The following is a 22,862-nucleotide window of genomic DNA, read 5'->3' on the forward strand; positions in this document are numbered from 1 at the left end:
GGTACCACGGCAGGCGTTCCTTCGGCAGGTGTACCTTTATATATAGCCAAATTCTGAGCACCAACCTCGTCATCTGCTTCGATATTGATCGTCAGACCAAAACGGTTTTCCAAATCGGATAGAGCTTGTCTTTTATGATTAAGAACATAAAGGGCAGTAGCGACCGATGTACGGACGATAATATTAAAGTGCGGATTGCGCAGAAGATATTCCTCAATCGAGCGGATAACGTGCAGAGCCAAGGACGAATCAGAACGTATATAGCCGGTGCCATTGCAATGTGGGCAGGGCTGCATCGTGCTTTCCAGCACCGATGCCCGAATACGTTGACGGCTCATTTCCATAAGACCAAAATGCGAAATGCGCCCGACTTGAATGCGGGCCCGGTCATCTTTCAGGCAATCTTTGAGTTTTTTCTCGACAAGACGATTATTGCGTTTTTCTTCCATATCAATGAAATCAATAACAACGAGTCCTGCGAGGTCGCGCAGTCGCAACTGTCTGGCAACTTCTTCGGCAGCTTCGAGATTTGTTTGGCAAGCCGTTTCCTCGATAGAATGTTCTTTCGTGGAACGACCCGAATTTACGTCAATTGCGACGAGAGCTTCGGTTTGATTGATAACCAGATATCCGCCGGATTTTAGCGTTACTTCCGGTTGCAGCATACCATCAAGCTGTGCTTCAATTCCGTTATGTGCAAAAATTGGAAGCTGTTCACGATATGGTTGAACAGCTTTTGCATGGCTCGGCATTAACATGCGCATGAAATCTTTTGCTTCACGATAGCCTTGTTCGCCCGAAACAAGTATCTCACTGATGTCTTTGTTATAAAGGTCACGGATCGACCGTTTGATAAGGCTACCTTCTTCATAGACAAGACAAGGAGCAACAGATTCAAGTGTCAATGCACGTACATTTTCCCATAGGCGCATCAGATATTCGTAATCGCGTTTGATTTCGGTCTTTGTCCTATTGGCGCCGGCTGTCCGTAAAATGACCCCCATTCCCTTCGGCACGTGAAGATCCTTAACAACCTCCTTGAGACGTTTACGATCCTGCACATTGGTGATTTTGCGGGAAATGCCACCGCCACGTGCGGTATTCGGCATCAAAACAGAATATCGTCCTGCTAAAGAAAGATAGGTGGTCATGGCAGCGCCCTTGTTGCCACGTTCTTCTTTTACAACCTGGACCAACAGAATTTGGCGGCGTTTGATAACTTCCTGAATTTTATATTGTCGACGCGGGGTGCGCTCGCGGGTTGGCACCTCTTCCAAAGCGTCTTCTGCTCCGACAAGTTCTACACTATCTTCTGTGTCGTCTGCTGTTTGTTCGGTATCGTCGTTTTCCTCACTGGAAACAGAAACTGTCTCGCTTTCATTGCTTGCTTCGGACGAACGACTTTTTTTCCTGTTATTCGCTCTTGAAGGCTTTTCGTTTTCCTGTTCATCCTCATCGTCAACACGGGCTGCCTTTTCTTCTTCTTCAAGAAGCGCTTGTCGGTCGGCAACAGGAATTTGATAATAGTCAGGATGAATTTCAGAAAACGCAAGAAATCCGTGGCGATTACCGCCATATTCAACGAATGCAGCTTGCAGAGAAGGTTCAACCCGCGTTACGCGAGCCAGATAGATATTTCCTTTTATCAGTTTTTTGTGTTCGGATTCAAAATCGAATTCTTCAATCCTGTTACCACGAACAACAACTACGCGAGTTTCCTCCGGGTGGGAGGCATCGATAAGCATTTTGTTTGACATTATAGAAAATCCTGCAGGCGACACGTATGGAACAACGGATAGAGGTCTTTGAAAAACCGATCAAAGCCGATGCATACTGTCTGCCGATGGAAAGAAGATTTGCCAACAAACTATAGTGAGAATGGGCGTGCATATCCCCGCTTGCATGTGCCGCGCTAAAAACTACTTCTACTACCAGTTGTGTTCGACTCATATCCAGCGAGTCTCCGGCAAAACGTTTTTAAAATAGTTCGGAGCAACCGAACCAGCGAAACTTAATCATTACAAACTTGCTCCTTATTCATTGAAAACATAGCGTCAAATGACCTAGGACAGCTAAAGTTTGTAGACTTTTTGGCTGAAAATGGTTTGAATGAACCGGTTAACCGAAGGTTCATTTATTGTTTTTCCAGCCGTTCAAGACATTTACGCTTTTAAGTCGATATCTGGCCGAACACAAGTAACTTTATAAAGTCGTCTACTTTATTTGCTGGAAAAGCATAAATTTGACGGCTTGCGTAACGCTCGTGTCCACAGGTCGAGATGTTATTTTAAGCAAATATTATCTTAAAATCGCCAAAGACCCTGATTATCGTTCGCGCGATTTGCTAGTTTTTATTTAAATGCTTTAGAACAAAAACTGGAAGTAGAGAAACGAGGGCCACGCCGCAATGGATCATGCCGGACAACAAGCAAATTTTATTGGCAATATCGGACAATCAAAATGGCTTGTTTTTATTGTCGCATTTTTCTTAAGTCTCATGAGTTTTCCAGGTAAGGGCAATGCCGGTAATGAACAATTGGAACTTGTGAACATAAGAGCGGTAGGAGATCTAACGAGAACTAGACTTATTGCGGTATTCTCGGGCAATCCCGACTACTCCTTACAATTTCTTGATCATCCGAACCGGCTCGTTGTCAATCTTCCCAGAACGGACTTTTCCTCACAAAAACAGCCTCCGTTAAAGTTTGGTATGGTTACCGATTTGCGTTACGGAACGTCCGGGCCAAATTCATCAAGAATTATATTGACAACCAATGCCCCTTTCGTGATCGAAAAAGATAATATCGAGCAACTTGATAGTGGACTTTGGCAATTGGTCATAGATTTGACCAAGGATAGTGAGGAAAACTTCAAAAAGTTAATCCAAAAACAGCAAACAGGAAATAATGCGCAGGCACGTGACGATAGAAAAGCTCAACAAAAGCCTTTTCGCGTCGTAATAGATGCCGGGCATGGAGGAATTGATAGCGGGGCTGAAAGTGTCTCGGGTGTGCTTGAAAAAAACGTTACATTGGCGTTTGCGCGCACGTTACGCGATGAACTGGAAAAAAACGTCAATTTGCAGGTATTTTTGACACGTGATTCTGATATTTTTCTGAGACTTAACGAGCGGGTTCAAAAAGCACGTGATTATGGTGCCGATCTGTTCATTTCTATCCATGCCGATACAATAAATATGACATCGATGCGTGGCGCAACAGTTTATACGATTTCGGATCGCGCATCTGACGATTTGGCAAAAGCTTTGGCAGAAAGAGAGAATAAAGCTGATCTGCTTGACGGATTACCGGCTGACGAATCTCCCGAGGTGACCGATATTCTGATCGATCTTGCGAGACGGGAGACATTGTCTTTTTCGGTGAATTTTGCCGATCGTGTAGTTTCAAGTCTCTTGGAAGATAATATAAACCTTATAAAAAATCCGCATCGCTATGCCGGTTTTCAGGTTCTAAAAGCCCCCGACATTCCATCGGTTCTCATTGAAATCGGATATTTATCGAATAAGGATGACGAGAAGCTCATTTCGGATCCCGTTTGGAGAAGACAAGCAGCAAGCGCAATTGCAACAGCTGTGCAACAATTTGCAAATTATAGGACCCGTAACGGGAATAATCCACAGCCATGATAAAAATGCTTGAGAAAAACGGAAGCGATAGTCTTAACTTTGACATTAAAATACTAAATAGTGCATTTAGCCTTGTTTCTAACGAAATTCCAGTGCACACGCATCGGGTTTTACCAATAAAGGTCTCGCATAAAGCGGGTACGGGAGAAAGCGACATCCGGTTATTATGATGAAGTTTTTTAGAATTTTTCTTGCCGCTGGAGTTACTCTCAGTCTGGGCACATATCTAATCGGCTTGGCAAGCGCCGAGAATGAACAGCAAGGCGACGAGCTTCCGGATTATCAGGTGCTTGCCGATTACGAGCCTCCTGTTATGACCCGCGTTCACGCTGCAGATGGTGGCCTCATGGCAGAATTTGCGACGAATCGTCGACTTTATCTGCCAATCCAATCGGTTCCCGATTTAGTGAAATTTGCCTTTATATCTGCTGAAGACAAAAATTTTTACACCCATTTCGGTCTTGATCCGGAAGGGCTTGCACGAGCCTTGGTAAGCAACGTCAAAAATATCGGTTCCGGTCGCAGACCTGAAGGTGCTTCGACAATCACTCAACAGGTCGCAAAAAACTTCCTTTTAAGTTCCGATGCCACGATGGAACGTAAAATCAAGGAAGCCATATTGGCTATGCGCATCGAAAGGGCTTATTCCAAAGACCGTATTCTCGAACTTTATCTGAACGAAATTTATCTGGGACGTGGCGCTTATGGTATTGCCGCTGCTGCACTTACATATTTCAATAAATCGGTGAACGAGCTTACATTGGAAGAATGTGCCTATCTTGCATCTCTTCCAAAGGGGCCGAGCAATTACGATCCTTTCAAACATACCCAGCGTGCTCTCGACCGTAGAAACTGGGTAATTGATCGTATGGTTGAAAATGGCTACGCGACGCAGGCACAAGGCGAGCAGGCAAAACTGAAACCTTTGGGCATCTCGCTGCGTGGTGACGATTCATATATTTTCGCGGCAGACTATTTCACCGAAGAAGTCCGTCGGCAATTGATCAACCGTTATGGTTCAAAAACCCTTTATGAGGGTGGCTTATCCGTTCGCACAACTCTGGATCCGAATTTACAAGTTCAGGCTCGTCGGGCATTGCAGGACGGTCTTGTCAAATACGATCAGAACCATGGTTGGCGCGGAGCATATAAACACATCGACATTTCAGATGATTGGGGCGTCGCTTTGGGAGATGTTAGCGGCTTTAGCGATGTTCCGGAATGGCGTTTGGCTGTTGTTCTTTCCGTTTCGCCGGATAAAGTAAAAATCGGTTTGCAACCAAAGAGAGAAGTATCCGGCGCACTTTCGGCCGAGCGCGACGTGGCCACAATTAACGCAAGCGATATGAAATGGGCTTACCGAATGGTCGGTAAGAACGACCGCCGGTCTTCAGCTTCAAATCCAGGTGGCGTTCTGCAGGTTGGCGATGTGATTTTTGTCGAGAAAAAGCCCGGAAGCGAGGACGGTTATTTGCTCCGGCAACCACCTAAAATTGAAGGTGCAATGGTTGTTATGGAGCCAAGGACAGGACGTGTTCTGGCGATGGTTGGCGGGTTCTCGTTTGCTGAGTCCGAGTTCAACCGTGCAACCCAGGCCTATCGGCAACCCGGCTCTTCTTTTAAACCCTTTGTTTATGCCGCAGCTCTTGATAATGGTTATACGCCGGCTTCGGTTGTGCTCGACGGGCCTGTGGAAATCAAACAGCCGAATGGCGAAGTGTGGCGACCAAAGAATTATGGCGGGACATTTGCCGGCCCTTCGACACTACGTTACGGTATCGAACACTCTCGTAATTTGATGACAGTCCGCTTGGCAAACGATCTCGGTATGCCGATTGTGTCGGAATATGCGGAACGTTTCGGAATTTATGACAAATTGCAACCTTATCTTCCGATGGCATTAGGGGCAGGGGAAACAACGGTATTGCGCATGGTTACCGCTTATTCGGTTATCGCGAATGGTGGCCGCTCCATTTCACCATCCCTTATAGACCGCATTCAGGATCGATATGGGGCTACGATCTATCGACATGACCAACGTAAATGCGAGGCATGCAACGTAAAGAGCTGGGATAACCAGCCCGAACCGACATTGATAGATGAGCGGGATCAGGTGCTCGATCCTATGACAGCCTATCAGATTACCTCAATGATGGAAGGTGTGGTTCAACGCGGTACGGCTGCACGCCTTGCATATCTTAATCGCCATATTGCCGGTAAAACCGGAACCACGAACGACTCGAAAGACGCATGGTTTATGGGCTTTACTCCCAATATCGTCGTTGGTGTGTTTATCGGCTATGACCAGCCTTCAACACTCGGATATGGTGGTACCGGAAGTTCTCTTGCAGTTCCCGTATTTGGTGAATTTATGGAGAACGCTATGAAAGGCGTTCCCGACGTTGATTTTAAAATACCGGATGGCATGATGCAAATTGCTATTGATCGGAAAACCGGTATGCGTGCGGAACCCGGAAATAGCAATGTCATTGTTGAAGCCTTCAAACCGGGTACTGGTCCGGCCGATGTTTATCAGGTTATTGGCGGAACGACATCCTTTAAAGAAGGGGTGCCGGTTGCGCCGACGTCTCCTCAAGTCAATAAAGCTATTCAAAGTGGCGCCGATGGGCTTTATTGAAAATTGTCTTTTGACAAAAAAGACATCTTGTGGATATTGCTGCACAACTGTTGTCGGATAAACGACGTTCAAAGCGGAAAAGTTGAATTCGCTATTGTAACGGAGCAATAAGCCCGGCAACGAACAACAAAATAAATGATCAGGAAAAAGACATAACAATGCGAGCAGAAATCGAAACTTTGGTTGAAGAAATCAAGCAGGCTATCGGCTTGCTGAGGAGGCATCTTTGACTGGGATCAGTCTGTAAAACGCCTGGAATATCTCAACGAAAAAGCTGAAGATCCCAGTTTGTGGGACGATGCGGCAAAAGCGCAGGAACTTATGCGCGAACGGCAGCGGTTGGACGACGGTATTAATAATATCAAACATCTGACGCAAACACTGAACGACAACATTGAATTGATCTCCATGGGGGAAGAAGAGGGCGATGACGACATTGTTAGAGATGCCGAATCATCAATACATGCCCTTAAAGGTGAACTTGATAAACGCCAGATCGAAATGTTGTTATCCGGCGAAGTGGATGCCAATGACACTTATCTGGAAATTCATGCTGGTGCCGGTGGTACAGAAAGTCAGGATTGGGCTTCTATGCTCCTTCGCATGTATACCAGATGGGCGGAAAAACACTCAATGAAAGTTGAAGTGCTGGAAGTTCATGATGGCGAAGAAGCAGGGATAAAATCGGCAACCATACTTGTGAAAGGCCATAACGCTTACGGTATGCTTAAAACCGAGTCTGGCGTGCATCGTCTGGTTCGTATTTCTCCATATGATTCCAATGCAAGGCGTCACACGTCCTTTGCTAGCGTCTGGGTCTATCCGGTTATTGATGACAATATAGAAGTGGATGTTTCGGAAGCTGATGTACGCATTGACACATATCGTTCGTCAGGTGCTGGTGGCCAGCACATTAACACGACGGATTCTGCGGTGCGGATCACACACCTTAAAACCGGTATTGTTGTACAGTGTCAAGCCGAACGCTCCCAACATAAAAACCGTGCTACAGCGTGGGCTATGTTAAGAGCGCGCCTTTATGAAGAAGAGTTGAAACGTCGTGAAGACGAAGCCAACGCGCTGGAAGCATCCAAAACAGAAATTGGCTGGGGCCATCAAATCCGTTCTTACGTTTTACAGCCTTATCAGCTTGTAAAAGATTTGCGCACAGGTGTGGAAAACACCGATCCACAAGCAGTGCTTGATGGTGACCTTGATGAATTCATGGAAGCGGCGCTAGCACAAAAGATCAAAGGTGGTGTCGAGCATGTTGAAGATGTTACCTGACCTCTTCAACATGAATTTAACAAGAGTTGAGCCGACCCCGTTTTATAAGTTGGGACATTATGCTTCAATGCGACGAATTTTTATATAAGTTCGCGGATTGAAGTATATTTTGCACCTGATTTGTCTATCAGACATCCACCGGATTGCTAACCATCGGCTATAGAAATCATTAAGGCGGGATAAAACAGGTTATCCACGTGGACCTGTTATTATAGGGTCAATGCCGGCATAAGGTTTTAGGGCAATATTTTCGGTTTTCGGAACCGAAACTTTGGGCATCGCCGGAAGAGATTGATGAAAATAGGGCTTTTTTGCATCTGTTTCTTTTGTCAGCTCTTTTGCTGTTGTAGCAACCGACATTGCTGCAAACAAAACCGACGTTAGAACCAGTATCTTTGCAAAATAGTGCATATTTTTATCTTCCCTATTCTGTCTTAATTAACACACTAAAAAGTTAACAAAGTCCTAACGATTGTTATTTTCAGGCGATTGTTGTTGCCTTCTCCAATACAGTTTTGGCGTGGCCTGGAACTTTAACTTTCCGCCAGATTTCAGCAATTTTACCGTTTTTGTCGATTAGAAATGTGCTGCGTTCGACGCCCATATATTTGCGTCCATACATCGACTTTTCCACCCATACACCATATTTCTGAAGCGTCGTTTTTTCCTCGTCGGAGACAAGGATAAGCTGAAGATCGTGTTTGCTTATGAATTTATCGTGCTTTTCAGCCTTGTCCGGTGACATTCCGATAATTGTTACGCCAATTTTGTCGAATTCGGGTCGAAGTTCCGTAAAGTCATGTGCTTCCAGTGTGCAGCCACTGGTATCATCTTTCGGATAGAAATAAAGTACAACAGGATGACCTCGCAATTCGGATAAAGTTTGTGTCTTTCCACTATCGCGAGGCAAATTGAAATCAGGTGCAACATCGCCTTTTTGTAAACCTGCCATTATAATTACCTTTCTTCTGTGGGTAGAACGAAAATTAAATTAGAAACCATAAGAATCAACATTATTCGGTGCTATAAAGAGTCTTACGATATTAATCCTACATCGTAAAATGTGATTACAGAGATAAATGGGGTTGATTGCAATTTGTCAGATCCACATGAAGAGATTCGCTTTAAAAAAAGCGAGATAAAGAGCCTCGACCAATTTCCGTCAGCACAGGATAGCAATGGCGTGACGGTTGATACACCACGTCGACGCAAAACATTGGCAAGGCGCCTTTTCCATATCGTTTTGTGGGCTATTATTATCGTCATATTATTGTTGGGGCTGATCTTTTCTCTATTGAAAGTAGGCATTAGCGGCAAATATTTGACGCAGAAAATGCAGGCAACGCTTACCCAGCAATTAGGCGATTACGCACGTGTAAAAATTACCGATGCGCGTCTTTCATTGGACGAGGATTATCATCTGGCATTGGAAACACAAAACGTCATGTTGGATGATATCAAGGATGGTGTAAAAGTAGACCAGATCGGGGTTTTTCGCGTTGGCTTTTCCTCATGGGCTCTTCTTTTAGGCAAATTGCAGATAGCCCAGATAGAACTTCACGATGCCAACGTCCTTTTGCCGCAAACTGGCGGACCGGGCTTGTTTGAGCAATTACCAAAAGATGAATATGGGCGCATTGACCCTGACGCAACGTCCAAAGCACTGTTTTCTGCTTTCGATAGCGGTGCCGATAAATTGCGTTCAATGTCAATTAATGTACTCGTTTTGAAGAATATTTCGCTTCATATGCCAGGCGATAATGGCACAATATTGGGAATAAAAGATTTTGATTTGCGCACACGTTGGAGAACAGCCGCACTTTTATCTTCTCTGACGTGGAATGGTGAAAAAATTGGCGTTACAGCAAATGCGAACTACGTCAGCCGGCATGCGACCGACATAACGCTCAAGGTCAAATCTTTCCCCCTCCATTTGGGCGCAGCCGATGATGTTTCACCATTTTTACCGAACGGTCACACAAATAATGGGCATTTCAGATTGAAGGGAAAGGCCAATCTCAATGTCGAGGCTCATCGTGTTTCATTAGAAAATGAACCGGTGGTGCGCACATCACTTGTGATGCCTGATGGGGTTATGGATTTTGGTACAGAACAAAATATTCCTTCAAAAATCGATTTAAATCTGCTGCACACACCTCACAGCGGTAAAATCGAAGTCGAAACGTCATTATTGACAATTGGCGGGTTCACTTTGCCGTTCAACGGTGCATTGGGAATTACACCCAATGATAAAGAAACAGGAAAGCCGGTTAACGATTATCGTTTCGAAATTGTCGCCCAACATGCCGTCAGCGCCTCGAACGAGGTTCCCGATATAGCACTCAGATTCGAGATGAAGCTCGCTGGCCAGTACAATATTGGCGACAAAAAAGTAATGATGGATGAAATAACCATCAATACGCCACATGGTAATATGATGGGGCAGGGTAGTCTCAAATTCGGGAACGGTACCCCCGAAACGATCTTTGTTCTTCGTGTTCCTCAAATGGATGTGGCTGAAGCAAAACAACTTTGGCCTGTCAATCTATCTCCGGGCGCAAGGCGATGGGTTGTTTCCCATATTTTCGGCGGTCAGTTAAAAAACGGTTCTATCGAAATAGCCTTGCCGCAAGGATATTTTCAATCGGGAATACCGACGGGAACACTTTCAGGAAATGAAATAAAAATCAGGACTGAAATCCTGAATACGCGTTCTGATCTTGTTGGAGAATTACCGGCTTTGCGGGATGCGTCCGGTAATATCGCCATTGACGGGATGACGACGACTATCAAGCTTGACAAGGGGATAAGCTATTTATCCGACGGACGTAAAATTGAAGCGACGGACGGAACAATGGTTATTCCTTGGGGCCCCCAACGGCCGGTTTATGCCGATATGAACTTGACAGCACGTAGCGAGATTGATGCAGCCGGAGAGATGATTGGCTATGCACCGATCAATGCCCGCCATCGTTTGCCGTTCAACCCTGATCATGCTGAGGGCAATGTCGAAGTTGATCTCGATCTCCGCTTTCCGGTAACGCATGATAATCCACGAGGTGAGATAACTTATAACGCTAATGTCAATTTCAATAATTTTTCTATTCCGGACCCGATTGAAAACAATCTGGTCAGCAATGCTTCCGGTACAGCTAATGTCACGAGATCGGGTATTGTTCTGGAAGCGAGCGGCCTGCTCAATGACTTTCCTGCCCAAATCAAGCTTGTACAGCCGTTTGATAACTCGAATTTACAAAAAAGCGAGAAAATTACGCTCAATATTGATGATTCAATTCGGGCAAAACATTTTTCGTTCCTCAATAATTTCCTGTCAGGGCCGGTTAATATAGAGGTCGGGCAGGATAATAATGGAAAACGCCATTTTAATGCAGATCTCACCAATGCAGAGCTGGAATTTTCATGGGCAGGCTGGAAAAAAGGCAAAGGCATGGCGGCACGTGCCCAATTTGATATGCCATCAAATATAAAGGATAAACCTGACTATACGATAGAAAATTTCTCTTTATCCGGTCAGAATTTGGATGTAGCTGGTCAAATCCATATCAAGGACAAACAACTGGCAAGTGCTGAATTCAACAAAGCCAATTTAAGTCGAAACGACGATTTGGGATTGAAAATTATCAGTTCCGGAAAAACCTATCATATAGAGGCAACCGGAAAAAGTTACGATGGACGCGCCTTGATCCAGCAATTGGGAAAAACACAAAATTCGAATTCCAATGATAAAACAGCCATATCGTTGAATGCATCTATAGGAAGCCTTGCAGGTTTCTATGGGGAAGAGCTTGATAACGTTAAGGCAACTTACGAAATAACCGAGCAAAAAGCTGTGCAGTTTTCATTGAGTGGAACAACCCATAGTCGCAGATCTGTCAATGTCGAGACACAAAAAAGTCAAGGGAGACAAACGATCTCGGCAAGAAGCAATGACGCCGGAGCATTGATGCGATTTATGAATTATTATGACAAGATTCGCGGTGGTGATCTGAAAGCCGATTTATCGTCATCTTCCGGCCAACCGTTATCCGGTCGGGTCAGTATCAGAAACTTTGCGGTGGTTGATGAACCCAGATTGGCTGCGATTGTCTCCTCACGACCAAGTGGCGGCGGTAAAAGTTTGAATGAAGCCGTAAGAGGTAAAATCAACAGTTCGAGTATCGGTTTTGATCTTACTTATGCCCATATTGCAAAGGGTGACAATTATTTGGTTCTTGATAAAGGTGTTCTGAGAGGACCGACAGTCGGTGCTACTTTTCAGGGAGTTCTTTACGATGTCGCGGGAAATATGTCGATCACCGGTACTTTTATGCCGGCTTATGGTCTGAACCGTTTGTTTGGAGATTTGCCAATTATAGGGCAAGTATTAGGAAATGGCCGCGACCGTGGATTGATCGGAATTACTTTTAAGATTGAAGGCAAGGCGAAGCATCCGCAAGTTATGGTCAATCCGATTTCGGTGATCGCACCCGGTATTTTCAGGTCGATATTCGAATTCCAATAAGCCTTTTAATTGAAGAGCGATAATGCGTTATCAGCGTGTTTTGGTAACGGAGTGGTTCTGTTTCCGGTTTTCTAATGTTACTGAATGAACAGGATCGAAGCAGAGAAAAACGGATTTTAATGCTGCCACATCAATCACATTAACAATGTGAATTATAACTGTTGGCACATACGGTAAGCTCTGAAGAGACCAATTCCATAAGTCACCTTCTCATATCCGGATTATAGAGCTGTTTTGAAAAGCTTTATCAAGAATACCTAAAGTTTATTGCAAACGGATCTTTCTATAAAAAATCTTCCGGCAAGATCTACCGGAAGACCATTATTATGACTGATCAGAATTATGGCTGAGCGGGAATGCAAACGCATCACATTGGCTTGACGAGAACGTGCTTCTTTTTACCGAAAGACAATTTGATGACGCCGTCGGCGTTGACATCATTTTCATTGATTATACGCTTTTCGTCGTCCACAGATGCATCATTCACCCGTATACCACCGCCTTGAACATGACGCCGCGCTTCGCCATTTGATTTGGCAAGTCCTGCCTTCACCAACAGGGTAAGTAAGCCAATACCATCTTTAAGCTCGGTTGCCGGAACTTCGATTTTAGGAAGGTCATGACTGACTTCACCTTGTTCGAATGTTTTACGCGCGGTTTCGGCAGCTTTTTCAGCCGCGTCGCGTCCATGGAGCATGGCGGTTATTTCTGTTGCCAATATCTTTTTCACATCGTTGATTTCCGAGCCTTGGAGGGCAGAAAGACGTTTTATTTCGTCCATTGGCAAAGTTGTATAAAGTTTCAAAAAGCGCGAAACGTCAGCGTCTTCTGTATTGCGCCAATATTGCCAAAAATCATAGGGAGAAAGCATGTCGGCATTGAGCCAGAGAGCACCATTAAGCGATTTCCCCATTTTAGCGCCTGACGCTGTCGTCAATAATGGCGAAGTCAAAGCAAAAAGCTGTGGTGTATCCATACGATGGCCAAGATCAATGCCGTTTACGATATTTCCCCATTGATCGGAACCTCCCATCTGCATACGCAAGCCGTAACGTTTGTTGAGTTGAACAAAGTCATAGGCTTGCAAGATCATATAATTGAATTCAAGAAACGATAGCGAATGCTCTCTATCCATGCGCAATTTGACAGAGTCAAAAGAGAGCATCTTGTTTACCGAGAAAAATCGGCCGACATCGCGCAAAAATTCAATATAATTCAAATCCCGAAGCCAGTCGGCATTGTTGACCATAATGGCGTCTGTGGCTCCGTCACCAAATTTGATATAGTTGGAAAAAACTTTTTTAATGCCGGCGATATTGGAATCGATTTTGTCGACGGTGAGGAGCTTACGCGCCTCGTCTTTAAACGACGGGTCACCGATCATGCCGGTACCGCCACCCATGAGCGCGATCGGACGATGGCCGGTCTGTTGCAGCCAGTGAAGCATCATAATCTGGATCAAACTGCCGGCATGAAGGCTTGCGGCCGTTGGATCAAAACCGATATATCCCGTCACGATTTCCTTCGAAAGGAGATCGTCCAGACCTTTTTCGTCGGACATTTGGTGGATAAAACCACGTTCGCTCATCACATTTAGGAAATCGGATTTAAAACCGGACATCGGACTTTTTCCCTGAAATTTTATATTTGGAAAAGAATATTCAACTGTTTCGTGGGCTTTATCATAGAATATATGTGATTCACAAGGAAACATAGTACGGGAAACAAGCTATGCGCACGCTAAAAACGGCGATCGGCCTCATGAGTGGTACCTCTATGGATGGCATTGATGCCGCATTGATTGAAAGTGATGGCGAAAAAATCGTCAACAACATCGGCCATTCGTCTTGTGAATATGATGTCGCTTTTCGTAAAAAATTGAAGTCAACGCTTGATGAAGTGACTAATGTTGTGAAGGCTGATGAGCTTCCAAGATCGGTTTTGAATGTCGGAGACGAGTTGACAATCAAACACGCATTTGCGGTCAATCAATTATTGAAAAAATATTCTATTTCTCCGAACAAGGTGGATTTAATCGGATTCCATGGTCAGACTATACTCCATAAACCCGATATAGGATTAACTATCCAGATAGGCAACGGGGCAATGCTTGCACAACAGTGTGGCATTGATGTTGTTTTCGACCTGAGATCAAACGATATGAAACATGGCGGACAAGGGGCGCCGTTGGTTCCTGTTTATCACCGGGCTTTGGCTCTCAAATTGACGGATAAACTCGATTTTCCAGTTGCTTTTATTAATATTGGTGGAATTTCCAATTTGACGTTCGTTGGTAAAAATGACGAACTTTATGCTTTTGATTGTGGACCGGGGAATGGTTTGATCGACCAATGGATGTATTTGAAAACCGGAAGCCCGATGGATCACAATGGTGAAGCCGGTCTACGCGGAACTGTTAATGAGGAGATTGTTAATTCCTATTCTCAATACCCGTTTTTTAATCAGAAAAAACCGGGTTCTCTCGATTGGCGTAGTTTTAAACCTTTAACGGATAAAGCTGTTTCTGTTGAAGATGGAGCAGCTTCGCTGAGCTTCGTAACTGCCTATGGAATCGTCAATTCTTTCAGACATTTGCCGACCTATCCAAAAACACTCGTCCTCTCTGGAGGCGGGGCTTATAATAGATCGATTATCAATTCATTACAGGAACTTACGCAAAAATACGGAATCATCACATTAACGGCGCAGTCACTTGGTCTTTCTTCGGATTTCATAGAAGCTGAGGCATGGGCTTATCTTGCGATCAGGTCAATTTATAACTTGCCGATAACATTTCCAACCACGACCGGTTGTCTCTCTCCGCAATCGGGCGGGCGTCTTGCCCGACACCAGAATACGACACCGGATCGCAATATAACCGCAAATTGAACAAAACAAATTTTAAAATTGGGGTAGGCAAGCGGCGAAATTCGCCATTTCGACCGTAATCGAAAGACTGTTTTATCGGATGTTTCAATTATGAAGTTTCGGATTTTGATATAGGCAGTGAAAGTTTGTTCTGAAACCGATTGCGCTCATTAAAAAAGGTCCATGCGGAAACTCTCGCATGAACCTATTTTGGAGGAAAATAGTAGCAAATAGCGAAAAGTTTTATCTTAACCGTTTCATACGAGGCTCGGACAATTCGCCATTAAGGCGCCGGTCAAGATAATTGGCGCAATCATCAATCAGTTCGTCGACTTGACCAGCAAAAAAGTGGTTTGCACCTTCAAGAATTTGCTGGGTTATCGTAATTCCTTTTTGTGTTTTAAGCTTGTCCACGAGGCCCTGAACGTCTTTTACCGGAGCAACACGATCAGCGTCGCCATGAATGATGAGGCCCGACGAAGGACAGGGAGCAAGAAAAGAAAAATCATATATATTGGGCTGGGGAGCAACCGATATAAACCCTTCGATTTCAGGTCGACGCATCAAGAGCTGCATGCCGATCCATGCGCCGAAAGAATAACCGGCCACCCAACAATTTTTCGAATCCGGATGCAGTGCCTGTACCCAATCGAGTGCTGCTGCGGCATCGGACAACTCGCCGGCTCCATGATCGAATTCACCTTGACTGCGTCCGATACTGCGGAAGTTGAAACGCAATGTAGTAAATCCGCGTTGCTGGAACATATAGAAAAGATCATAAACGATCTTGTTATTCATCGTACCGCCAAATTGGGGATGTGGATGGAGAATAATGGCTATAGGAGCATTTTTTTCCGGCGAGGGTTGATAACGGCCTTCAAGGCGACCCGCAGGACCATTGAAAATGACTTCAGGCATCAAGTACTCCTTACTTCATCAGCTTGAATTTCCGTTGTGACATAAATGGATATCGGTAAATTCAAACTGTTTTCGCATGTTTAAAATTTATTCCAAGCGTTAGATAGTCTGTAATGGGTGCACTTTTCAAGGAAATTGCGTTATGGATGCGTTTGAAATAATAAAAATTACGAGGCCTCCATATGTCATCTTCAAGATGCTATCTCGATTATAATGCTACAACGCCCTTGTCAGATGCTGCTCGCAACGCTTTGGTGAGCGCACTTGACGTATATGGCAATCCTTCCTCAGTCCATCAGGAAGGGCGAGCCGCGAAAGCCCTGCTGGAAAAAGCACGGCGGCAGGTCGCCAACCGTCTTCATACCGAGCCGGATCACGTTGTTTTTACCTCCGGTGCAACGGAAGCTGCAATGACGCTCCTCACACCCGATTACAAAATGGGACGTTCGGATGTTCACTTTTCCAAAGTCTACATAGGAGCAACCGAACATCCCTGCATTGGAAAAGCCGGCCGATTTGAAAAAGACCGGCAGGAAATTATTGATGTTGATGAAAATGGCATCATCAAACTGGACGAGCTTGAACGAAAACTCTCGGCTCATGATAAATCCGAAGGTCTGCCAATGGTTGCAATTCAGGCGGCCAACGGCGAAACCGGCGTCATCCAGCCTGTAGGAAACATTGCCGATATTGTCAAAAAGGCGGGCGGTGTTTTGATTGTCGATATTGTCCAATATATTGGTAAACTCCCTGTCACTATTGGTAGCTTCGGAGGAGATTTCTATATTGTTGCAGCACATAAGATCGGCGGGCCAAAAGGCATCGGCGCGTTTGTAGCGACAGGAAGTGCTCTTATGCCACAACCGCTTATATTGGGCGGGGGGCAGGAAAAAGGTTTCCGTTCGGGCACCGAGTCAGTTCCGCTCATCGCCGCTTTCGGTGCAGCGATGGAACAAAAACCCACCACTCAGGATTTAGACCATTCTAAAGCGCTTCAAATGCGTCTGGAACACGGGTTGCATCAATTGAGTAACAATCTTGTTATTTTCGGAGAAAAATCGCCGCGTTTATCGAATACAACCTATTTTGCTGTTGAAGGTTTAAAGGCGGAAACGCTGCAAATCGGTTTTGATCTTGCCGGGTTTGCGGTTTCGGCGGGATCGGCCTGTTCCTCGGGAAAAGTGAAACAAAGTGGTGTTCTTGCCGCAATGGGGTGTCATGTACCCGACGGGGCAATTCGGGTTTCTACAGGCAAACACACAAGCCTGAAAAACATTGATGATTTTCTCTCGGCTTTCGAAAAAATCATTCGCAATTCAAAAAATTAAAAAACAGCACTTGAAATCTTCTTTAGAACTGTTTTAAACAAGGTCAAATAAGCTTGACTGGATTTATCATGTTTTTCATTGAAGTCCGGCGACCGAGACACTAAATCAAGTTGTGCTTATTTTGGTATAATCGACAACTGCCGGTTTTTGACCCGGCCAGGAGGGAGAAGCCCATGCCTGCAGTGCAGGAAACTATAAGTCAGGTCCGTGAAATTGACGTGGACCAATATAAATATGGTTTTGAGACCAAGATCGAGGCAGATAAAGCTCCGCTAGGTCTTAACGAAGATATTATTCGTTTGATTTCGGCTAAAAAGCAGGAGCCGGAGTGGATGCTGGAATTGCGACTGAAAGCATTTCGGCATTGGTTGACGATGGAAGAGCCTCATTGGGCAAGATTGGAAATCCCGAAAATAGATTTTCAGGCGATTTCATATTATTCGGCTCCTAAAAGCCAGAATGCACCAAAGTCTCTCGATGAAGTTGATCCTGCATTGCTGAACACTTATGAGAAGCTTGGTATTCCTTTAAAAGAACAGGAAATTCTCGCAGGCGTACGCAAGCAAGCAGAACCTTCAAAACTGGACGATAATGTTTATGCGTCCGGTCGCGTTGCGGTCGATGCAGTGTTCGATTCGGTTTCTGTGGTCACCACATTCAAGAAAGAATTGATCCGTTCAGGTGTTATATTCTGCTCAATATCGGAAGCGATACGTGAGCATCCTGATCTCATAAAGCAGTATCTCGGTTCGGTTGTTCCTGCCGGTGACAACTTTTATGCGGCACTCAATGCGGCGGTTTTCACGGACGGGTCATTTATTTACGTTCCTAAAGGCGTTCGTTGTCCAATGGAGCTGTCGACTTATTTCCGTATTAACGAGCGCAATACCGGCCAATTCGAACGCACATTGATTATAGCCGATGAAGGCGCCTATGTATCCTATCTTGAAGGTTGTACAGCGCCGCAACGTGACGAGAACCAGCTTCATGCGGCGGTTGTCGAACTTATTGCCGAGAAGGATGCAGAAATAAAATATTCAACAGTTCAGAACTGGTATCCGGGTGATAAAGACGGCAAAGGCGGAATTTTCAATTTCGTTACCAAGCGTGGTGATTGTCGCGGTGACAATTCAAAAATTTCCTGGACACAGGTTGAAACCGGCTCGGCGATAACCTGGAAATATCCGTCCTGTCTGTTGCGTGGTGATAATACACGTGGTGAATTCTATTCCATTGCAGTTTCCAATGGACACCAGCAGATCGATTCAGGCACAAAGATGATCCATCTTGGAAAAAACACATCAAGCCGTGTTATTTCCAAAGGCATTTCTGCCGGATTTTCCAATAATACTTATCGTGGACAAATCTCGGCCCATCGCAAAGCCACCAATGCCCGTAACTTCACCCAATGTGACAGCCTGTTGATCGGCAATAATTGTGGCGCCCACACGGCTCCTTACATTGAAGCGAAAAACGCGACGGCGAAATTCGAGCACGAAGCCACTACGTCGAAGATTTCCGAAGATCAGCTTTTCTACGTTATGCAGCGGGGCATTCCGGAAGAAGAAGCTATTGCTCTTATTGTAAATGGCTTTGTCAAAGAAGTTATTCAGGAATTACCGATGGAATTTGCGGTTGAAGCGCAAAAGCTTATCGGCATCAGTCTTGAAGGTAGTGTCGGCTAACTGAAGCTGTTGTTTTTTGTTGGGGGCCTTATCAGTGTCCACAAAATAGGATTTAAAAATGTTAGAAATTAAAAATCTCCATGCACGTATAGCCGAAACCAAGACAGAAATTCTGCATGGTCTGGATTTGACAATCCACGATGGCGAAGTTGCAGCAATTATGGGACCGAATGGTTCCGGTAAATCAACGCTTTCCTATATTCTTGCCGGCCGTGACGATTATGAAGTGACGGACGGAGAAGTACTCTTTAACGGCAAGTCGCTTCTTGATATGGATCCGGCAGAACGCGCGGCAACCGGCGTTTTTCTGGCTTTCCAGTATCCGATGGAAATACCGGGCGTTGCGACAATGGAATTCTTGAAAGTCGCAATGAATTGCCAGAGAAAAGCGCGCGGCGAAGAAGAATTGAAAGTGCCCGAATTCTTGAAAAAAGTAAAAGCGGGCGTTGCTGAACTCGAGATGGATATGAGCATGCTCAAGCGTCCTCTCAATGTCGGTTTTTCCGGTGGTGAAAAGAAACGGGCAGAAATACTCCAGATGCTTTTGCTGGAACCGAAGCTCTGTATTCTTGACGAGACAGATTCAGGCCTTGATATTGATGCGTTAAAAATCGTGGCAAACGGTGTCAATGCTTTGCGTTCTCCGGACCGTTCGTTCATGGTTATCACCCACTATCAAAGACTTCTGGACTACATTGTGCCGGATACCGTGCACGTTCTCTATAAAGGTAAAATCGTCAAGACTGGCGATAAGACATTGGCGATGCAGCTCGAACAAACGGGTTATGCCGACATTATCGACAAGGCAGAAGCGGAGGAAGGACATGAGTGAAACCTCCAAAGTCGATAAAAAACCGGAAATGACTGCTGCAGAACAGGCAATAGTCGATATTTTTGGTCAAAAATTGGGTGATTTTCCTGGAAATAGCGAGGTTATGTCAACGCGAGATAGCGTGGTAGAACAGTTCAAACGTGTGGGCATACCGTCCAGAAAACGTGAATATTGGCATTACACCGATTTGCGTACCTTGTTGAAGACAATTCCGAACTTCAGTGATGAAGGTGACGGATTATCTCGCGACCCACTTCTGCCAAAGGATTCTGTATTTGCCATATTTAACGGCAAAACACTTGATGCTCCACAAGTGCAATCGATAACGACAAAGCGCGTGGCCGATGAACTTGCTAACGAGCATTTCACTCTGAAGCCGGATATTGCAGACGATGATTTTGTTGGTCAGGTCAATACTGCTTTTGTTACTGATGGCTGGATCCTTGACGTTGAAGATGGCGCGAAGATCGCTGATCCGATTGAATTACAAATGATCAATCCGGGTGGTCAGGCGCACGCCTATTCTCAAATCAAAGTAGGAAATAACAGCTCGGTTACTTTCATTGAAAGGCAATTGGGCGGAGAAAAGTCCACATTTGTAACTTCCGTGCAAGACCTCAAAATAGGCGAGGGCGCAGATGTAACCTGGATTATCATTCGTGATCGTGGTTTCGATGCGACGCAGTTTTCCAAGTTTCTCGCAAATCTTGATAAGAAAGCAAAACTGACCCTTTACATCGTTAATATCGCAAGTGAGTTGAACCGGCAGGAAATAGACATCGAGATGCCGGGCGAGGGAGGGAACTTCCAATTGAGGACGATCAATCTCCTTGCAGGCGCCAGTCATAGCGACGTTACAATGTTTGTCCGTCACATTGGCGAAGATACTGTTTCGACCGAAATTGTCCGCAATGTCGTAGCTGATAAGGCAAGAGGTGCGTTTCAGGGCATGATCAAGGTTTCCAGAGAAGCCCAGAAAACCGACGCCCGGATGACGTGCAACAGTCTTATCTTGTCGGATGACGCAGAATTCGATTCGAAACCCGAACTTGAAATTTTTGCCGATGATGTTGCTTGCGGACACGGTTCCACAGTTGCGGAGATCGATCGCGAACAACTCTTTTATCTGATGGCACGCGGTATCGAAGAATCTGTCGCTCGCGGCTTGTTGGTAAAGGCTTTTGTCTCGCAATTGATTGATGACGTGGAAAACGATCAAATGAAAGACGTCATTGTTGCTCTCATTAATCAATGGTTGGAAAAGCACCTTTAAGAAGGAATAATGATGACTGACCAAACGTCTTCGTCTTTCGATATCAATCAAATACGGCGTGATTTTCCGATCCTTGATCGGAAAATCTACGGTAAGCGTCTCGCCTATCTTGATAATGCTGCTTCGGCCCAGAAGCCGAGGCAGGTGCTGGAGGCTATGGACGAGGTCTATCGGACAAGCTATGCCAATGTTCATCGCGGTCTTCATTTTTTGTCGAACACTGCAACCGAGCTTTATGAAAAAGCCAGAGAAAGCGTTCGTAAATTCGTGAATGCTTCATCTCATGAAGAAATTGTCTTTACCAAAAACGCGACTGAAGCCATCAATACTGTTGCATATGGATATGGAATGCCGCGTTTTTCGGAAGGGGACGAAATTGTTTTGACGATTATGGAACACCATTCCAATATCGTTCCCTGGCATTTTATACGCGAAGTCAAGGGCGTAAAACTTGTTTTCGTGCCGGTTGACGACGATGGAGTTCTCCATTTGGAGGATTTCGAAAAGGCATTGACCGAAAAGACGAGACTTGTAGCAGTTACGCATATGTCTAACACCCTCGGCACAGTTCCACCGGTAAAGGAGATGATAAAGGCCGCTCATGAGCGGAATATTCCGGTTTTGATCGACGGGGCGCAAGGGTCGGTTCATTTGACGGTCGACGTGCAAGATCTCGATTGTGACTGGTATGTAATGACTGGACACAAGCTTTACGGCCCGACAGGTATCGGCGTTCTCTACGGCAAAAAAGACCGATTGCAAGAAATGCACCCGTTTCAGGGCGGTGGCGAGATGATTGAAGATGTGAGCGTCGACAAGATCACTTATAACGAACCGCCTCATCGCTTTGAAGCTGGAACTCCGCCGATTGTGCAAGCTATCGGATTGGGGGTTGCTCTCGAATATATTATGTCGAAAGATCGTAAAGCTCTCGAGGCTCACGAGAAAGCGTTGACGGCCTATGCTCATGAACGGCTTGAGGCGATCAATTCATTGCGTATCTTCGGGCGTGCTCCTGATAAAGGTGGCATTATCTCGTTCCAACTAGAGGGAATTCATCCTCACGATGTTTCGATGTATATTGACCGTCAGGGAGTAGCAGTGAGAGCTGGAACGCATTGTGCCCAACCGCTCCTTAATCGCTTTCACGTCACATCAACATGTCGTGCATCTTTTGCAATGTATAATGATCGTGATGATGTCGATCAGCTTGCCGAAGCGTTGGAAAAGGCAAGGAGGTTTTTTAATGAGTGAATCTGACAACAAAATTCATACTGCCGAGCCGGTAGGTGATTGGGAAGATCATGTTGTTGCAGCAAACACTTCAACGATTCCCCCTGCCGAACTTGATCGTATGACAGACGATATCATCAATGCTTTGAAAACGGTCTTTGACCCTGAAATTCCCGCCGATATTTATGAGTTGGGTCTAGTCTACAAAATCGATATTGAAGACGATCGCACTGTAAAAATCGACATGACTTTGACTGCTCCGGGATGTCCGGTCGCAGGTGATATGCCGAGCTGGGTAGAAAATGCCGTCGGCGCGGTAGAGGGCGTTTCGCATGTCGAGGTCAATATGACATTTGATCCACCTTGGACGCCGGATAGAATGTCTGAAGAAGCCCAGATTGCACTTGGCTGGTATTAACCATTTCCGTCTTGATCTTAATTGCTGCCGGATAAGAATATATTGAATTTTTGAGATATATTCAGTTTCGGCGATGTGATTGAAAATAAGGTTGTTCTTCCAGAATTGAAGCCGGAAGAAGAGGGCTCTTTATAATCAAAAGTTCAATAAAGCCGACATTCGTCATGCTATATCGTTTGGATATAGAAAAATGCGATTTAAGCATTAAGGGTAA

Annotated in this window: 15 protein-coding genes and 1 pseudogene; 11 read left to right on the top strand and 5 right to left on the bottom strand. The window is 45.1% G+C overall.

Translation table 11 applies throughout. The features are described 5' to 3' along the window. Positions 1-25: 25 nt before the first annotated feature. Positions 26-1,757: pseudogene (locus tag BBC0178_RS12375) on the bottom strand (Rne/Rng family ribonuclease); the annotation flags it as partial. Positions 1,758-2,497: 740 nt separating this feature from the next. Here BBC0178_RS12375 and BBC0178_RS05505 point away from each other — a divergent pair. The 3 genes from BBC0178_RS05505 to prfB all read left to right on the top strand — a co-directional run bounded on the left by BBC0178_RS05505 (position 2,498) and on the right by prfB (position 7,571). Continuing rightward, the gene (locus tag BBC0178_RS05505) at positions 2,498-3,646 is read left to right on the top strand and encodes an N-acetylmuramoyl-L-alanine amidase (RefSeq protein WP_149867507.1); all 1,149 of its coding nucleotides are present in this window, start codon (positions 2,498-2,500) and stop codon (positions 3,644-3,646) included. Positions 3,647-3,812: 166 nt separating this feature from the next. Next, positions 3,813-6,284 (top strand): penicillin-binding protein 1A, encoded by a 2,472-nt coding sequence (locus BBC0178_RS05510; RefSeq protein ID WP_078039476.1) that lies wholly within the window; start codon positions 3,813-3,815, stop codon positions 6,282-6,284. A gap of 158 nt (positions 6,285-6,442) precedes the next feature. Continuing rightward, positions 6,443-7,571 (top strand): peptide chain release factor 2 gene (prfB, locus tag BBC0178_RS05515; protein WP_149867424.1). Its coding sequence is split into 2 segments (ribosomal slippage): positions 6,443-6,511 and positions 6,513-7,571, totalling 1,128 coding nucleotides; the frame shifts between segments, so codons are not numbered across the junction. Between the two features lie 189 nt (positions 7,572-7,760). Here the strand turns inward: prfB and BBC0178_RS05520 are convergent. After that, on the bottom strand, positions 7,761-7,982 hold the full coding sequence (locus tag BBC0178_RS05520) for a hypothetical protein (RefSeq protein WP_078039477.1): 222 nt from the start codon (positions 7,980-7,982) through the stop codon (positions 7,761-7,763). A 70-nt stretch (positions 7,983-8,052) separates the two neighbouring features. Next, entirely contained in the window at positions 8,053-8,523 is a 471-nt protein-coding gene (gene bcp, locus BBC0178_RS05525) for a thioredoxin-dependent thiol peroxidase (protein WP_077971396.1), read from the bottom strand. 144 nt (positions 8,524-8,667) lie between these two features. On the opposite strand from bcp, the gene BBC0178_RS05530 reads away from it, so the two are divergent. Further along, positions 8,668-12,093, top strand: coding sequence for an AsmA family protein (locus tag BBC0178_RS05530; RefSeq protein ID WP_078039478.1), 3,426 nt, complete (start codon positions 8,668-8,670; stop codon positions 12,091-12,093). 367 nt (positions 12,094-12,460) lie between these two features. On the opposite strand, the gene tyrS is transcribed toward BBC0178_RS05530, so the two are convergent. After that, complete coding sequence (tyrS, locus tag BBC0178_RS05535) at positions 12,461-13,714, bottom strand: tyrosine--tRNA ligase (protein ID WP_078040377.1); 1,254 nt, start codon at positions 13,712-13,714, stop codon at positions 12,461-12,463. Positions 13,715-13,824: 110 nt separating this feature from the next. Here tyrS and BBC0178_RS05540 point away from each other — a divergent pair, with 110 nt between their 5' ends. After that, complete coding sequence (locus tag BBC0178_RS05540; protein WP_078039479.1) at positions 13,825-14,982, top strand: anhydro-N-acetylmuramic acid kinase; 1,158 nt, start codon at positions 13,825-13,827, stop codon at positions 14,980-14,982. Between the two features lie 222 nt (positions 14,983-15,204). On the opposite strand, the gene BBC0178_RS05545 is transcribed toward BBC0178_RS05540, so the two are convergent. Next, complete coding sequence (locus BBC0178_RS05545) at positions 15,205-15,879, bottom strand: alpha/beta hydrolase (RefSeq protein ID WP_077971403.1); 675 nt, start codon at positions 15,877-15,879, stop codon at positions 15,205-15,207. Between the two features lie 182 nt (positions 15,880-16,061). Here BBC0178_RS05545 and BBC0178_RS05550 point away from each other — a divergent pair, with 182 nt between their 5' ends. The 6 genes from BBC0178_RS05550 to BBC0178_RS05575 all read left to right on the top strand — a co-directional run bounded on the left by BBC0178_RS05550 (position 16,062) and on the right by BBC0178_RS05575 (position 22,648). After that, on the top strand, positions 16,062-17,207 hold the full coding sequence (locus BBC0178_RS05550; protein WP_078039480.1) for a cysteine desulfurase family protein: 1,146 nt from the start codon (positions 16,062-16,064) through the stop codon (positions 17,205-17,207). 173 nt (positions 17,208-17,380) lie between these two features. Continuing rightward, positions 17,381-18,892, top strand: coding sequence for a Fe-S cluster assembly protein SufB (gene sufB / locus BBC0178_RS05555; RefSeq protein WP_078039481.1), 1,512 nt, complete (start codon positions 17,381-17,383; stop codon positions 18,890-18,892). Between the two features lie 58 nt (positions 18,893-18,950). Beyond that, positions 18,951-19,724, top strand: coding sequence for a Fe-S cluster assembly ATPase SufC (gene sufC / locus BBC0178_RS05560; protein ID WP_078039482.1), 774 nt, complete (start codon positions 18,951-18,953; stop codon positions 19,722-19,724). After that, complete coding sequence (sufD, locus tag BBC0178_RS05565) at positions 19,717-20,997, top strand: Fe-S cluster assembly protein SufD (RefSeq protein WP_078039483.1); 1,281 nt, start codon at positions 19,717-19,719, stop codon at positions 20,995-20,997. Before sufC ends, sufD begins: the two co-directional genes overlap by 8 nt. A 9-nt stretch (positions 20,998-21,006) precedes the next feature. After that, the gene (locus BBC0178_RS05570; protein WP_078039484.1) at positions 21,007-22,251 is read left to right on the top strand and encodes a cysteine desulfurase; all 1,245 of its coding nucleotides are present in this window, start codon (positions 21,007-21,009) and stop codon (positions 22,249-22,251) included. Beyond that, the gene (locus tag BBC0178_RS05575; protein WP_077971415.1) at positions 22,244-22,648 is read left to right on the top strand and encodes an SUF system Fe-S cluster assembly protein; all 405 of its coding nucleotides are present in this window, start codon (positions 22,244-22,246) and stop codon (positions 22,646-22,648) included. The genes BBC0178_RS05570 and BBC0178_RS05575 overlap by 8 nt, the downstream gene beginning before the upstream one ends. The last annotated feature ends 214 nt before the right edge of the window (positions 22,649-22,862 follow it).

This window comes from Ditibartonella apihabitans, assembly GCF_002007485.1.
In the GTDB taxonomy this organism is placed as follows: Bacteria; Pseudomonadota; Alphaproteobacteria; order Rhizobiales; family Rhizobiaceae; genus Bartonella; species Bartonella apihabitans.

Coding starts and splice junctions, on each gene's coding strand:
- BBC0178_RS05545 (WP_077971403.1), bottom strand. CDS start 15,879: ATGCCTGAAGTCATTTTCAATGGTCCTGCGGGTCGCCTTGAAGGCCGT.
- BBC0178_RS05520 (WP_078039477.1), bottom strand. CDS start 7,982: ATGCACTATTTTGCAAAGATACTGGTTCTAACGTCGGTTTTGTTTGCA.
- sufB (WP_078039481.1), top strand. CDS start 17,381: ATGCCTGCAGTGCAGGAAACTATAAGTCAGGTCCGTGAAATTGACGTG.
- BBC0178_RS05575 (WP_077971415.1), top strand. CDS start 22,244: ATGAGTGAATCTGACAACAAAATTCATACTGCCGAGCCGGTAGGTGAT.
- BBC0178_RS05540 (WP_078039479.1), top strand. CDS start 13,825: ATGCGCACGCTAAAAACGGCGATCGGCCTCATGAGTGGTACCTCTATG.
- BBC0178_RS05510 (WP_078039476.1), top strand. CDS start 3,813: ATGATGAAGTTTTTTAGAATTTTTCTTGCCGCTGGAGTTACTCTCAGT.
- bcp (WP_077971396.1), bottom strand. CDS start 8,523: ATGGCAGGTTTACAAAAAGGCGATGTTGCACCTGATTTCAATTTGCCT.
- BBC0178_RS05550 (WP_078039480.1), top strand. CDS start 16,062: ATGTCATCTTCAAGATGCTATCTCGATTATAATGCTACAACGCCCTTG.
- tyrS (WP_078040377.1), bottom strand. CDS start 13,714: ATGTCCGGTTTTAAATCCGATTTCCTAAATGTGATGAGCGAACGTGGT.
- sufC (WP_078039482.1), top strand. CDS start 18,951: ATGTTAGAAATTAAAAATCTCCATGCACGTATAGCCGAAACCAAGACA.
- BBC0178_RS05570 (WP_078039484.1), top strand. CDS start 21,007: ATGATGACTGACCAAACGTCTTCGTCTTTCGATATCAATCAAATACGG.
- BBC0178_RS05505 (WP_149867507.1), top strand. CDS start 2,498: ATGAGTTTTCCAGGTAAGGGCAATGCCGGTAATGAACAATTGGAACTT.
- sufD (WP_078039483.1), top strand. CDS start 19,717: ATGAGTGAAACCTCCAAAGTCGATAAAAAACCGGAAATGACTGCTGCA.